This is a genomic window from Lysobacter sp. F60174L2 (genome assembly GCF_052547135.1).
The window spans coordinates 83,212-95,865 of the sequence record NZ_JBQWRA010000002.1 but is presented as its reverse complement, the minus strand read 5'-3'; the positions used below and the strand labels follow the sequence as shown (position 1 = coordinate 95,865).

The 12,654-nt window shown below is 69.7% G+C and carries 13 protein-coding genes; 8 read left to right on the top strand and 5 right to left on the bottom strand.

The window, feature by feature from the left end; translation table 11 throughout:
* Positions 1-77 precede the first annotated feature (77 nt).
* Both ACT9AS_RS05480 and ACT9AS_RS05475 read left to right on the top strand, forming a co-directional pair.
* Positions 78-1,025 (top strand): EamA family transporter, encoded by a 948-nt coding sequence (locus ACT9AS_RS05480; protein ID WP_445099129.1) that lies wholly within the window; start codon positions 78-80, stop codon positions 1,023-1,025.
* A gap of 48 nt (positions 1,026-1,073) precedes the next feature.
* Positions 1,074-1,469: a DoxX family membrane protein gene (locus ACT9AS_RS05475; RefSeq protein ID WP_445099128.1), complete on the top strand. Its 396-nt coding sequence runs from the start codon at positions 1,074-1,076 to the stop codon at positions 1,467-1,469.
* 46 nt (positions 1,470-1,515) lie between these two features.
* Here ACT9AS_RS05475 and dbpA read toward each other — a convergent pair whose 3' ends face one another.
* A complete protein-coding gene (gene dbpA / locus ACT9AS_RS05470) occupies positions 1,516-2,910 on the bottom strand; it encodes an ATP-dependent RNA helicase DbpA (RefSeq protein ID WP_445099127.1) in 1,395 nt (464 codons plus the stop codon).
* A 152-nt stretch (positions 2,911-3,062) separates the two neighbouring features.
* Between dbpA and ACT9AS_RS05465 the strand changes: the two genes are divergently transcribed.
* Positions 3,063-3,290: an RNA-binding S4 domain-containing protein gene (locus ACT9AS_RS05465; RefSeq protein WP_445099126.1), complete on the top strand. Its 228-nt coding sequence runs from the start codon at positions 3,063-3,065 to the stop codon at positions 3,288-3,290.
* A 174-nt stretch (positions 3,291-3,464) separates the two neighbouring features.
* Positions 3,465-4,379, top strand: coding sequence for a sigma 54-interacting transcriptional regulator (locus tag ACT9AS_RS05460; RefSeq protein WP_445099125.1), 915 nt, complete (start codon positions 3,465-3,467; stop codon positions 4,377-4,379).
* Between the two features lie 46 nt (positions 4,380-4,425).
* On the opposite strand, the gene ACT9AS_RS05455 is transcribed toward ACT9AS_RS05460, so the two are convergent.
* Complete coding sequence (locus ACT9AS_RS05455; protein WP_445099124.1) at positions 4,426-5,301, bottom strand: BON domain-containing protein; 876 nt, start codon at positions 5,299-5,301, stop codon at positions 4,426-4,428.
* 187 nt (positions 5,302-5,488) lie between these two features.
* On the opposite strand from ACT9AS_RS05455, the gene ACT9AS_RS05450 reads away from it, so the two are divergent.
* Together ACT9AS_RS05450 and ACT9AS_RS05445 are read left to right on the top strand one after the other, a co-directional pair.
* Entirely contained in the window at positions 5,489-5,779 is a 291-nt protein-coding gene (locus tag ACT9AS_RS05450; protein WP_445099123.1) for a GIY-YIG nuclease family protein, read from the top strand.
* A gap of 29 nt (positions 5,780-5,808) precedes the next feature.
* Positions 5,809-6,417: an NAD(P)H-dependent oxidoreductase gene (locus tag ACT9AS_RS05445; RefSeq protein WP_445099122.1), complete on the top strand. Its 609-nt coding sequence runs from the start codon at positions 5,809-5,811 to the stop codon at positions 6,415-6,417.
* 18 nt (positions 6,418-6,435) lie between these two features.
* Here ACT9AS_RS05445 and ACT9AS_RS05440 read toward each other — a convergent pair whose 3' ends face one another.
* Both ACT9AS_RS05440 and ACT9AS_RS05435 read right to left on the bottom strand, forming a co-directional pair.
* The gene (locus tag ACT9AS_RS05440) at positions 6,436-7,536 is read right to left on the bottom strand and encodes a hypothetical protein (protein WP_445099121.1); all 1,101 of its coding nucleotides are present in this window, start codon (positions 7,534-7,536) and stop codon (positions 6,436-6,438) included.
* A gap of 121 nt (positions 7,537-7,657) precedes the next feature.
* Positions 7,658-8,413 carry an NIPSNAP family protein gene (locus ACT9AS_RS05435; RefSeq protein ID WP_445099120.1) on the bottom strand — a complete coding sequence of 252 codons (756 nt, stop codon included), beginning with the start codon at positions 8,411-8,413 and terminating at the stop codon, positions 7,658-7,660.
* A gap of 86 nt (positions 8,414-8,499) precedes the next feature.
* Between ACT9AS_RS05435 and ACT9AS_RS05430 the strand changes: the two genes are divergently transcribed.
* Together ACT9AS_RS05430 and ACT9AS_RS05425 are read left to right on the top strand one after the other, a co-directional pair.
* Positions 8,500-9,477, top strand: coding sequence for a WYL domain-containing protein (locus ACT9AS_RS05430; RefSeq protein WP_445099119.1), 978 nt, complete (start codon positions 8,500-8,502; stop codon positions 9,475-9,477).
* A gap of 88 nt (positions 9,478-9,565) precedes the next feature.
* On the top strand, positions 9,566-11,575 hold the full coding sequence (locus tag ACT9AS_RS05425; protein WP_445099118.1) for a protein-L-isoaspartate(D-aspartate) O-methyltransferase: 2,010 nt from the start codon (positions 9,566-9,568) through the stop codon (positions 11,573-11,575).
* On the opposite strand, the gene ACT9AS_RS05420 is transcribed toward ACT9AS_RS05425, so the two are convergent.
* On the bottom strand, positions 11,511-12,551 hold the full coding sequence (locus ACT9AS_RS05420; protein ID WP_445099117.1) for a DUF2268 domain-containing putative Zn-dependent protease: 1,041 nt from the start codon (positions 12,549-12,551) through the stop codon (positions 11,511-11,513). The two genes, ACT9AS_RS05425 and ACT9AS_RS05420, sit on opposite strands and share 65 nt — an antisense overlap.
* Between the last annotated feature and the right edge of the window lie 103 nt (positions 12,552-12,654).

The following is a 12,654-nucleotide window of genomic DNA, read 5'->3' as shown; positions in this document are numbered from 1 at the left end:
GAATCCAGGTGGCATCGGCAGGGCCCGCCCCCCCGCGGCACTCGTTTTTCTTCCCCGCCTTTCGGCACACTTGCCCGATGCCCATGACCCCGACCAGCAAGGCCTTCCTGCAGATCCACTTCTGCGTGGTGTTGTGGGGGTTCACCGCGATCCTCGGCAAGCTGATCACGCTGCCGGCGCTGCCGCTGGTATGGACGCGGATGCTGATCGTGGTGGTCGCGCTGGCACTGCTGCCGAAGGTCTGGCGCGGGCTGCGGGCGATGCCGGCGCGGTTGCTGTGGTCGTACGCCGGGGTCGGCGTGCTGGTCGCGTTGCACTGGCTGACGTTCTACGGCGCGATCAAGCTCGCCAATGCCTCGGTCGGCGCGACCTGCATGGCGCTGGCCACCGCATTCACCGCGCTGGTCGAGCCGTGGCTGGCCGGCACCCGCTTCTCGAAGCGCGACCTGGTGCTCGGCATCGCGGTATTGCCCGGGGTCGCGCTGGTGGTCGGCGGGGTGCCCGATGACATGCGCATCGGCATTGCGGTCGGCGCCCTGTCGGCGTTGTTCGTGGCGATCTTCGGTTCGCTCAACAAGCGCCTGGTCGACCACGGCGACCCGCTCACGGTGACCGCGCTGGAACTGGGGGCGGGCACCATGGCGCTGACCGCGCTGGCGCCATTGATGCCGTTCGTGTTCCCCGCATTCGCCGGCGACCTGCTGGTGATGCCAGGCACCCGCGACCTGGTCCTGCTGCTGGTGCTGTCGCTGGCCTGCACGCTGTTGCCGTTCGCGCTGTCGCTGGTCGCGTTGCGCCATACCAGCGCGTTCTCGGTGCAACTGGCGGTCAACCTGGAGCCGGTCTACGCGATCGCGCTGGCCATCGTGCTGCTGGGCGAGCAGCAGGAACTGGCGCCGATGTTCTACCTCGGCGTGGTGATCATCCTGGCCGCGGTGTTCGTGCATCCGCTGCTGGGCAAACCGCGGCGGCTTGAGCACGTCGAGGTGCTGGCGACCGCCGAGGCCAAGAACGTGGTCGAATAGTCCGCCGGGGACTATGCTGCGGACGATCGCCCAACCGGAAGCACCACCATGAATCCAGCGCTGCAGCAGGACCTCGGGAAACTCCTCCTCCGCATCACCCTCGGCGTGCTGATCCTGTTGCACGGCATCGCCAAGCTCAACGGCGGCCTGTCGGGCATCACCGGCATGGTCGAGGCGCAGGGCCTGCCGGGCTTCCTCGGCTACGCGGTGCTGATCGGCGAGGTGGTGGCGCCATTGATGCTGATCGCCGGCTTCCATGCGCGGATCGGCGGCCTGCTGGTCGCGGTCAACATGCTGGTGGCGATCGTGCTCGCGCACATGGGCCAGCTGGCCAGCCTCAACGGCCAGGGCGGCTGGGCGCTGGAACTGCAGGGCATGTTCCTGGGTACGGCGTTGGTGATCGCGTTGATCGGACCGGGGCGTTTCAGCGTCAACGGGCGATAGCGGGACGCCGCAGGGCACCGACTGGTGATCGCGACTTGCGTCGCTCCTACAGACGGTTGATGCGGAAACGGCGGCCCTTGATCTTGCCTTCGCGCAGCCGCGCGAGCGCGGCATTGGCCCTGCCGCGGGCGATGGCGACGTAGGAGCGGGTCGGGAACACGTCGATCTTGCCGATCGCGGCCACCGGCAGTCCGGCCTCGCCGGTCAACGCACCGACGATGTCGCCGGGACGCAGCTTGTCGGTCTTGCCGGCGTCGATCCGCAGCGTGACCATCGCCGCCGGCCGCACGTTCGGTGCCTTGCCTGCGAGCGGGGTCGCGCGCTGCCAGCGCAGCGTCGTTCCCAGGTGCTGCTCGATGGCATGGGCGCGACCGACCTCGCGCGGTGCGCACAGGCTCAGCGCCACCCCGCCCTTGCCGGCGCGGCCGGTGCGGCCGATCCGGTGCACGTAGGTGTCCGGATCGGTCGGCAACTCGTAATTGACCACCGCCGCCAGGTCGGCGACGTCGAGCCCGCGGGCGGCGACATCGCTGGCCACCAGCACGCTGCAGCTGCGGTTGGCGAAACGCACCAGCACCTCGTCGCGGTCGCGCTGCTCCATGTCGCCATGCAGTGCCAGCGCGGTGAAGCCGTAGTGCTCCAGCGAACCGACCACCTCCTCGGTATCGCGGCGCATGTTGCAGAACACCACGCAGGACTCGGGACGGAACTCCAGCAGCAGCGCGGCCAGCAGCGGCGTCTTCCTGGCCGGCTCGACCTCGTAGAACCACTGCTCGATCGCCGCCCGGTTTTCAGCACCCTCGACGGTGACCTCGACCGGCTCGCGCAGCATCGCCGCGCCCAGCGTGCGGATCGACTCCGGGAACGTCGCCGAGAACAGCAGGGTCTGCCGCTCCTTCGGGGTCTTGCCGACGATCTCGCGGATCGGCTCCTCGAAGCCCATGTCGAGCATCCGGTCGGCCTCGTCCAGCACCAGCGTGCGCACGCCCCGCAGGTGCAGCGCCTTCTTGCGCAGCAGTTCCTGGATGCGGCCGGGCGTGCCGACGACCACCTGCGGGTCGTGGGTCGCCAGCGAGGCCAGTTGCGGCGCCAGCGGCGTGCCACCGCACAGCACCGAGACCTTCAGGTTGGGAATGCCCAGCGCGAGTTTGCGCAGTTGCCGGGCCACCTGGTCGGCCAGTTCGCGGGTCGGGCACAGCACCAGCGCCTGGGTCTGGATCCGGCCCGGATCAAGCCGGTGCAGCAGCCCCAGTCCGAACGCCGCGGTCTTGCCACTGCCGGTCGGTGCCTGCGCGATCAGGTCGCGGCCGTCGAGGATCGCCGGCAGGCTCTGCGCCTGGATCGCGGTGAGGTCCTGGTAGCCGAGCGCCTCGACGCCCTGCAGCAGGGCCGGCGGCAGCGCCAGGGTGGAGAAGGAAAGGTCGGGCGCGGTGTCGGTCATGCGCCATGATCGCAGTTCGGGCCCGCGCGCGCCTCGGAACGCCGGGCAGCCGCGGGTCCGCGCGCGTCATATCGCCGTTCAGTCCGCGGCGCGCATTGCGGATGGCGGCGGTCGCTGCGACCCTGTGCACCCGTCGCCCAAGCCCCGACCCCATGCACGCCATCGATTTCGAGCTCGACCGCGACCATGTCGAACTCAACCAGTTGCTGAAGCTGGCCGGGCTGTGCGACAGCGGCGGCGCGGGCAAGGCGCTGGTGGCGAGTGGCGCGGTCAGGGTCGACGGCGTCACCGAACTACGCAAGACCTGCAAGATCCGGCTGGGCCAGGTGGTCAGCATCGATGGCGTCGAAGACGTGATCCGGGTTGTCGCCGCAGGCTGAATACGGTCGACGGGGCTGAACGCCTCATGTCGTCGCTCCCGGGCGTGGCGACCGGACTTGCAGTTGCAACCCCTGCGCTGACGGCCTTTTAACCGTCACGCCGCTAGCGTTGCCTGCATGGCTTCACGGCTCGACATCCCCCCTTCCGACTGCGCGGACCATCCCGTCGATCGCATGATCGGTGAGTGCGACGCATTGCGCGGCGTACAGGACGACCTGGCGAAGATCGCACCGACCCGCGCCTCGGTGCTGGTCACCGGCGAAAGCGGCACCGGCAAGGAACTGGTCGCACGTGCACTGCATCGGCAGAGCGGTCGCGACGGCCCGTTTGTTGCGGTCAACTGCGGCGCGATCGCGCCGGAGCTGCTTGCCAGCCACCTGTTCGGGCATGAGCGCGGCAGCTTCACCGGTGCGGCTTCGCGGCATGTCGGGCTGTTCGAACAGGCCCACGGCGGCACCCTGTTCCTCGACGAGGTCGCGGAGATGCCGCCGCCGCTGCAGGTGTATCTGCTGCGGGTGCTCGAGACCGGCCTGCTGACGCGGGTGGGCGGCACGGAGTCGATCGCCTTCGATGCGCGCGTCATCGCCGCGACCAACCGCGACCCGATGGTCGCGATCGACGAGGGCCGTTTGCGCGAGGACCTGTTCTACCGGCTGGCCGACTTCATCGTGGTGCTGCCACCGCTGCGCTCGCGCGGGGACGACCGGCTGCTGCTGGCGAACCATTTCATCGACCGGTTCAATGCCGAACATGGCGCGGACAAGCGCCTCTCGCGCGAGTCGCTGCACGTGCTGCACGGCTATGACTGGCCCGGCAACGTGCGCGAGCTGCGCAGCGCGATCCAGCGCGCGTGCATCCTCGGCGACGGCGACCGGGTCGACCTCCACGAGCCGCCTCCCCACCCGGTCGGCGGCGAAGCGGAGGCCGACAGCGTCAACTTCCGCGTCGGCATGAGTTATGCCGAAGTCGAGCGCGAGATGCTGTTGAAGACGCTCGCCCGCTACGGCAACGACAAGACCCGCACCGCGCGCGCGCTCGGCGTCAGCGTGCGCACGATCCACAACCAGTTGGGGCGCCGCGAGGGGTGACCCGCATTCGCCAGGTCACGCGGCCCCGCGGCGCCTGGCCGCGGCCTCAGTGCGGGGTGGAGCTTCCAGGCGGGTTGCTGCCGGCCTTGCCGGTCTTGCCGGTCGCTGCCGCGCTGCCCGCCGACGGAGCGGTCGACGACGTGCCGGTCGTGGTCGAACCCCTGCCCGCCTGCGATGCGGACGCCGAACTCGTCGAGCCGCGACTGGTGGACCGGCTCCAGTCCGCGCCCGCGTACTCGCCACTGTCGTACCCCGGCTGGGCGGACTGCACCCGGATCCGGTTCTCGACGTTGCGCACGCCGCTGCAGCCGTCGGCGAGGTCTTCGGCGCGGTGCTTCATCCAGCGCTGCCCCACCGTGCCCTCGAGGGTGGCGGTCCCGCCGGCAACCTGGACCTCGATGTCACTGGCATCGATGTCGGGATCGTGGGTCAGCCGCTCGCACAGGTCCTCGGTGATGCGCTCGTCGGACCGGCTGTAATTGCGTGGCCCGACGCCCGCGTAGCTGCGCTGGCGACCGGGACCGCCGTAACGCGGCTGGGTATCGCCGGGCACCACGTACGGCTGCGCGCGATAACCGCTGCGGTCGATGTAGCTGTCGGCATCGGGGTCGCCGTAACCAGAGCTGCTGCCGTAGCCTTCTCCCTGTTGCCGGCCCGGGTAGCCGCCGAATCCGTACGACCCCGGGGTGTACGCGCCGCCGCCCAGGCCGTGGCGCTGGTTCTCCGGCTGCTCGCGCTCCCACTGGTACCGGCTGCGGCCCGGCTCGCGATGCGCGTGATGGTTTTCGTCGTTGCGGTTGTTCATTTCGCTCCTCCGATCGGTAAGCCACTCGCGACCCGCCTGCACGCATCGCGCGCCCAGCTGCATGACGTCCTGCGCCACCGCCTTGAGGTCGTTTCCGACGTTGTTGTTGCCTTGCATGTGCTGTCTCCTTCTTCGCGGGGTATACGGGGGACAGCGCAAGCCGCGTGCCAGCCCGCAGGACCGCGACGAGGCGCTCAACGCCTGGAGCGATGGCAAGGAACTGCACGGGGGTGAAGTTTTTTCCGTGACGGATGCGTCAAGCTGTCTATCCTGCGATGTCCCGAACACGCCGCGCGTATCCCGCATGCCCTGGTACGTCTACCTGATCGAATGCCGCGACGGCAGCATCTATACCGGCATCGCCACCGATGTCGAACGACGCTATCGCGAACACGCCGCCGGCAAGGGCGCGCGCTATACCCGCTCGCGCCCACCGGTGCGCCTGCTGGCGCGGTTCGAGTACCCGGACCGGGGCGCCGCCAGTCGCGCGGAATATGCGATCAAGCAGCTCACGCCCGCGCGCAAGCGGGCGTTGTGCGGAGACGCTGCGGGGACCGCCGGGGACGCGACGTTTACGCCATCGGGCGCAGGGTGACGCACTCACTCTGTCCACGGGAGCGCCCCATGTCGTCCAGCGCCTTCGGCCTCAACTGCACGCTCACGCCGTCGCCAACGGCCTCCTCCACACAGAAGATGCTGGACCTGATACTCGGAGCGATCGCCAGCCACGGCGTCGCGACATCGTCCGCGCGCGTCGTCGACCACGACGTCAAGCCCGGCGTCACCGCCGACGAGGGCAACGGCGACGAATGGCCGGCATTGCGCAAACGGGTCATGGACGCCGATATCCTGGTGATGGCCACGCCGATCTGGATGGGCCAGCCGTCCAGCATCGCCAAGCGCGTGACCGAGCGCATGGATGCCTTCCTGGGCGAAATCGACGAACACGGCTGCTACCCGACGTTCGGGCGGGTCGCGATCGTCGGCGTGGTCGGCAACGAGGACGGCGCCCACCACGTCACCGCGGAGCTTTACCAGGCGCTGGCCGACGTCGGCTTCACCATCCCGGCGGGCAGCTCGGCGTACTGGGTCGGCGAGGCGATGGGCGATGTCGACTTCAAGGATCTCGACAAGGTGCCGAAGAAAACCACGGAGACGATCAACACCCTGGCCAGCAACGCGGTGCACCTGGCCCGGTTGCTGAAAAAGAATCCCTACCCGGCGCCGAAATAGGCGCCTTCACTCAACCGCTCAGGCGCCCTGCCCGCCCGCGGTCGTGGCCACCGGCATCCGGGTACTCACGTCGTACTCCGACAACGGGCTTTCGACCGGGCATTCCGGGTCGGGAAACCCGAACCGCTCGCGCAGTACCTGCCCGCAATCGGCCATCACGTCGACCTGCTCGCTGGACGCGCGGCACTCCTTGTCGTAGGCGCGGAAGAACGCATCCTTGCGCTGCACGAACGCCTCGCCGCATTCGCGGGTCAGGGTGATCCGCTGCAGGTCGTCCTCCACCGCGTTGCGGCCATCGACGCCGTAGAGGTCAAGCTCCGCGTCGGTCAGCAGGCGCAGGCTGCGGTTGGGCACGGTCATCATCAGGTCGGCCACCGCGAAGGCGACGCCGTTGCGCTGCAGGTATTCGCGCACCTGCGCATGGACTTCCTGCAGCTCGCGCTGCAGTTCCGCCCGCGATGTCGCGTTTGAGCCGATCCGGATCATCCGGTGGATGCCGACCTTGCCGGCGATCATGCGCATGTCGCCGGCCGCCAGCACCAGCACGCAGGAGCTGTGGCAGACCGAATCCTCGCGCACCCAGACCGTCCAGCCGGATTCGCCGATGATGTCGCCGGCGATGATCGCCTGCTCGATCTGTCCGCCGGTGGAGTCGAGATCGAGAATGCGCTTGTCGATCCCGAGCGATTCGGCAAGCTCGGCGGTGCGCTCGATCAAGGCGGTGAACTCCGGCGACACCTTGCCGCGGTAGCGCAGCCGCAGCAGGCCGTTTTCACGGCACGGCAGCAGCGCCTTGCGCATGGCCGAAAAGCCGAGCGACGGCAGCGGCTCGCCGTCGCCGTCGGCGAGGTAGTCGTGCTCGCAGCTGACCCAGGCCTTGCCGCTGGTCAGGTCCATCGGCCGCCAGTTGGTTTCGGGGCGTTCGTCGCTGGGTTTTTGCGGGGCCGGATCCACCGGTGCGGGAACCTCGACCGTGGCGTCGGAGATCGCGCCACCGCGCGGATCGGTATCGCCACGGGTCTGCGACAGCGGCACCGTCGCCCCCTCGGGCGGCTGCGGATTGCAGGCCGAGAGCAACGCACCCAGGCAGATGACGGCGAAAAACCTCGATTTGGACATGGCCCGGCGGGGTCTGGGACGGACCTCCAGTCTAGTCGGCAGGCGCGGCTCCAGTTCAACGCCGGATAAACGTTTCAGGACGTCCCGGACCGCGCATGGGGTGGCGCCGGATCTCCATGCTTCAGCCGTGCAACCGCGAACGCAAGGTCGGCGCCAGCCGCAGGGTCTCCGGCGGCCGTGACAGCCGCCGCAGCAGCGCCGGCTGCAGGCGCTCGCGCCAGGCCGGCAACGCGTCCAGCGCGGCGCGGTGGCGGTCGAACGCCTGCACGTCGGCGAAACGCGCGAACCAGGCGAACACGTGCTCGCCCTCGCGCACCGGCAGTGCCGGGAAGTTGTTCGGAGTGGCATCGTTGACCAGCGCCGCCGACACCGCGGCACCGCACTTCTCCAGTACCGGCACCAGCTCGTCGGCGAAGAACGCGAGGAAGTCCTCGTCGACTGCCGCGTCGAAGTGGTACAGCGTGGCCACCACCAGCCCGGGGCCATCGCCGCTCTCGCCGACCGGTGCGCGTGGCCTGCGCTCGATCTGGAATCCGGACACGGCGTAGGCCGGGCACAGCTGCAGCACGTTGTCGGAGTCGACCATGGTCGGATTGGCCGTGTCGCGATGGGCCTGCCACACCGGGCCGCCGTAGAACGCCTGCAACGCGCGCGCCCGCGCCGGCATGTCGGCGAAGCCGCGCAGCCAGACGAAGCGGTCGGGGTTGTCGAGGTCGCGGAACTGGCCGATCACGCGGATGCCGGTGGCCTCCTGCGACTCCACGAACTCGCGCTCGAACAGCTCGATGAGCACGTCGCGCTGGCCGGGATGCAAGGTGTACTGGCGCAGCTCGACCACCTGGGAATACGCCTCGAACAGGATGTAGGACTGGTTCATCGCAGCGATCGGTCCGTGTCGGGAGCCGCCATGCTCGCGACAAATCAGGGCAGTTCCGGCCCTGATTGATTGCTAGCATCGCCACCATGCCCCCGACGCATTACCACCCGACCACCCGCGTGCTGGCCGTGCTCGAGCTGCTGCAGGCCCATGGCCGCATCAGCGGTCCGGAGATGGCACGGCGGCTGGACGTCGACGCGCGCACGTTGCGGCGCTACATCGCGATCCTCGAGGAGTTCGGCATTCCGATCACCGCCGAGCGCGGGCGCTATGGCGGCTACGCGCTGGTCGCCGGCTTCAAGCTGCCGCCGATGATGTTCACCGACGACGAGGCGCTGGCGCTCTCGGTCGGCCTGCTTGCGGCGCGCAGCCTCGGCCTGTCGGACGCGCAGCCGGCGGTCAGCAGTGCCCAGGCCAAGCTCGAACGGGTGATGCCGGCGAAGTTGAACAAGCGCCTGCGCGCGATCGACGAAACCGTGACCCTGGACCTGTCGCGCGCCGCGCCGACCGGCGACAACGGCGCGCTGGCCACGCTCAGCGCCGCCGCCCAGGCGCAGCAGCGGGTGCAACTGGAGTACCGCTCGGCGCAGGGCGAGCAGAGCAGCCGCGGCTTCGATACCTACGGCCTCGGTTTCCGCGGCGGTCGCTGGTATGCGGCGGGCTTCTGCCACCTGCGTGGCTGCCTGCGCTCGTTCCGGCTCGACCGGATCGTCTCGGTGCAGCCGCTGCCGATCAGCTTCGCCCGGCCGAAGGACTTCGATGCCCTCGCCCACCTCAGCTTCTCGGTCGCCACCATGCCGCGCGCGCATGCGGTCCGGGTGCGGTTGCATGCCGACCTGCAGGACGCGCGCCGGTGTTTCTTCGACGGCATCGGCACGTTCGAGCAGACCGACCGCGGCGTCCTGCTCCACGCCCAGACCGACCACCTGGACTGGTTCGCCGGGGAACTGGCACGGCTGCCGTTCGACTTCAGCATCGAGCAGCCGGATGTGTTGCGCGATGCGCTGGCGGCCCGCGCACGCCGCTTGCTCCACTGCGCTGCCGAGGCGTCGGCGCCAGGCTGAGCGGATAACCCGCTGGTGACATCGCTTTTACACCGGCCGGCCCATCGTTGGACGCCCGCACAACGGACCCGGTCCGGGAGCGCGCGCCATGCCGATCCCCAGCCCCGACCATTCCCGTGCGCGCGAGCGCATGGTCGCCAGCCACATTGCCGGCCGCGGCATCCGCGACGCCGCCGTGCTCGAAGCGATGCGCACGGTGCCGCGCGAGGCCTTCGTCGAGCCCGGGATGGAGGAATTCGCCTACGAGGACAGCCCGTTGCCGATCGGCGAGAAGCAGACCATCTCGCAGCCCTACATCGTTGCGCTGATGGTCGAGGCCGCCGGGATCGGGCGCGATGACCGCGTGCTCGAGGTCGGCGCCGGCTCGGGCTACGCGGCGGCGGTGATGAGCCGGATCGCGGCGCGGGTACACACCATCGAACGCCATGCCTCGCTGGCCGAACAGGCGCAGGCACGCTTCGACAAGCTCGGCTACGACAACATCGAGCTGCGGGTCGGCGACGGCACCCGCGGCTGGGCCGAGGCGGCGCCGTTCGACGCGATCGTGGTCGCCGCCGGCGCGCCGGAACCGCCGCCGGCGCTGCGCGAACAACTGGCGATCGGCGGCCGGCTGGTGATCCCGGTCGGCGGTGGGATCTTTGGCCAGCGCCTGCGCCGGATCACCCGCACCGGCGAGGACGGCTTCGAGCAGGACGACCTCGGCGGGGTGACGTTCGTGCCGCTGATCGGCGAGCAGGGCTGGGCCGAGGACGGCAGCCGCGCGGCCAGCAACCACGTGCCCGGCGAAAGCCGCGGGCAGTCGCTCCCGCAGATGATCGCCGGCGCCGCCGAGCCGCTACCCGACCCGGACGACGAAGGCTTCGCCGACGCCTTTGAGCGCTTCGCCGACTGCCGCGTCGTGCTGCTCGGCGAATGCAGCCACGGCACCTCCGAGTTCTACCGCGCGCGCGCCGCGATCACCCGCCGGCTGGTCGAGCGCCACGGCTTCACCATCGTCGCGGTCGAGGCCGACTGGCCGGACGCGGCGGCGGTCAACCGCTACATCCGCCACCGGCCGCCACGCGACGACGCCGAGCCGATGTTCCGGCGCTTCCCGACCTGGATGTGGCGCAACACCGACGTCGCCGAGCTGGTGATGTGGTTGCACGTGCACAACCGCGACCGCGCGCCGCCCGCGCAGGCTGGCTTCTACGGCCTCGACATGTACAACCTGCGCGGCTCGATCGCCGCCGTGCTGGAGTATCTCGATCGGATCGACCCCGGGGCCGCGGCGGTCGCGCGCGAGCGCTACGGCTGCCTCACGCCATGGCAGAAGGAACCGGCAACCTACGGCCGCGCCGTGCTGACCCGCGGTTACGCCGACTGCGAGGCCGAGGTCGTGCGGCAGCTGCAGGACCTGCTGGCCAGCCGGCTCGAATACGCCGCCCACGACGGCGAGCAGTTCCTCGATGCCACCCAGAACGCCCGGCTGGTCACCGCCGCCGAGCGCTACTACCGGATCATGTACTACGGCGGCGCCGAGAGCTGGAACCTGCGCGACACCCACATGTTCGAAACCCTCGAACACCTGCTCGACGCCCACGGTCCGGAGTCGAAGGCGATCGTCTGGGCCCACAACTCGCACATCGGCGACGCCCGCCATACCGAGATGGGCAGCGCACGCGACGAGCTCAACATCGGCCAGCTGTGCCGCGAACGCTTTGGCGATGCCGCCGCGCTGGTCGGCTTCGGCACCCACGCAGGCACCGTCGCCGCCGCCAGCGACTGGGACGGCGACATGCAGGTCATGCGCGTGCGCCCCTCGCATCGCGACAGCATCGAGCGGCTGTGCCACGACAGCGGCGTGCCGCGCTTCCTGCTCGACCTGCGCAAGGACCGGCACGAGGCCCTGCGTCGCCGCTTGTTGGCCACGCGGCTGGAGCGCTTCATCGGCGTCATCTACCGCCCCGACACCGAGTTGCAGAGTCACTACGCCGAAGTGTCGCTGCCGCAACAGTTCGACGCCTATGCGTGGTTCGACGAGACCACCGCCGTCACTCCACTGGGTTCGCAGCATCCGAGCGGCGGGGTGCCGGAGACGTGGCCGTTCGGGGTGTGACCGGGTCGCACGCAGGCTGCCAGCCGCTTGCCTCGAACAATGCGGCGGCGGTCTCCGGACGCACGTCGAGCAACTCGACGATGGCCTGCTGCGGGTCATCCGCGGCATCGACATAGGCGCGCGCGATCCGATGGCCGATCCAGTAGCCCAGGTCGCCCCGACGCGCGTCATCGCCCGGACCGTTGTAGAGCCAGCGCGACAGGTCGGTGCCGTCCTTGTCGGCCAGGAACTCGCGTCCCAGCGCGCACTCGCGGTCGCTCGCCCAGTCCTGCAGGTGGACGTTGGCGACCTGCCCGGAGATCAGCTCGCCGACATACTCCGCCCCACCCTCCAGCAGTGTCTGGTACAGCAGAGTCGGTTCGGCGACCTCGACCGCGGCGCCATGCTGCTGCACGTGCACGTATTCGTGCGCGATCAGGTGGACGAAGCGGTCGCCGACATCGGCCTGCATCCAGTCGGCGTTGCACAGCGTCTCCAGCCCGATCACCACGCCGGCCGGCGTGGTGACACCACCGGTGGTGCCGCGACCGACCAACACGGTGACCGGCGGGAAGCGGGCCGACGGCAACACCGCATGCAACTCGTCCAGCGCATCGACCACCCGGTTGCGGATTTCCGGCAGCCTGGCGGCACAGGCGCGGGCCGTTTCAAACAGCGCGGGCTTGGCCGCGATGGCGTCGGCCAGGCGCTCCATCGACCCGATGCGGATCTGCGTGAACTCCCGCAGTGCGTCGCTGCCGGCGTCCAGGTATCCGCGTTGCAGCGCTTCGGCGCCTGGCTGGCCCTCGGCGGCATCGAACACCTCGAAGAAGCGCGCCACGTCACCGGTGTGCACGACAGGCCGGTTGTCACCCGGTTCGCCGGCCTGCACCGCCACCGACAGCGGCAATGCCGCCGCCAGCAGTCCCGCCAGCGCGTGCCATCCAAAAGTTCGCCTCGACCTGGCCACCGGCTGCTCGACTATTGCGTTGCCCATCGAATTTCCCGTGCATCGTGAGGCCGCCCACCATACCGGGGCCGAAGGCAGCCAGGACACCCGTTCGCGGGATGGTCCGGGATACGCTCGCCCGGAGACACCG

Excerpts from the sequence above, each read along its gene's own strand:
- ACT9AS_RS05420 (WP_445099117.1), bottom strand. The coding sequence starts at position 12,551 with ATGGGCAACGCAATAGTCGAGCAGCCGGTGGCCAGGTCGAGGCGAACT.
- ACT9AS_RS05425 (WP_445099118.1), top strand. The coding sequence starts at position 9,566 with ATGCCGATCCCCAGCCCCGACCATTCCCGTGCGCGCGAGCGCATGGTC.
- ACT9AS_RS05460 (WP_445099125.1), top strand. The coding sequence starts at position 3,465 with ATGATCGGTGAGTGCGACGCATTGCGCGGCGTACAGGACGACCTGGCG.
- ACT9AS_RS05440 (WP_445099121.1), bottom strand. The coding sequence starts at position 7,536 with ATGTCCAAATCGAGGTTTTTCGCCGTCATCTGCCTGGGTGCGTTGCTC.
- ACT9AS_RS05455 (WP_445099124.1), bottom strand. The coding sequence starts at position 5,301 with ATGCAAGGCAACAACAACGTCGGAAACGACCTCAAGGCGGTGGCGCAG.
- ACT9AS_RS05445 (WP_445099122.1), top strand. The coding sequence starts at position 5,809 with ATGTCGTCCAGCGCCTTCGGCCTCAACTGCACGCTCACGCCGTCGCCA.
- ACT9AS_RS05465 (WP_445099126.1), top strand. The coding sequence starts at position 3,063 with ATGCACGCCATCGATTTCGAGCTCGACCGCGACCATGTCGAACTCAAC.
- dbpA (WP_445099127.1), bottom strand. The coding sequence starts at position 2,910 with ATGACCGACACCGCGCCCGACCTTTCCTTCTCCACCCTGGCGCTGCCG.
- ACT9AS_RS05430 (WP_445099119.1), top strand. The coding sequence starts at position 8,500 with ATGCCCCCGACGCATTACCACCCGACCACCCGCGTGCTGGCCGTGCTC.
- ACT9AS_RS05475 (WP_445099128.1), top strand. The coding sequence starts at position 1,074 with ATGAATCCAGCGCTGCAGCAGGACCTCGGGAAACTCCTCCTCCGCATC.
- ACT9AS_RS05435 (WP_445099120.1), bottom strand. The coding sequence starts at position 8,413 with ATGAACCAGTCCTACATCCTGTTCGAGGCGTATTCCCAGGTGGTCGAG.
- ACT9AS_RS05480 (WP_445099129.1), top strand. The coding sequence starts at position 78 with ATGCCCATGACCCCGACCAGCAAGGCCTTCCTGCAGATCCACTTCTGC.
- ACT9AS_RS05450 (WP_445099123.1), top strand. The coding sequence starts at position 5,489 with ATGCCCTGGTACGTCTACCTGATCGAATGCCGCGACGGCAGCATCTAT.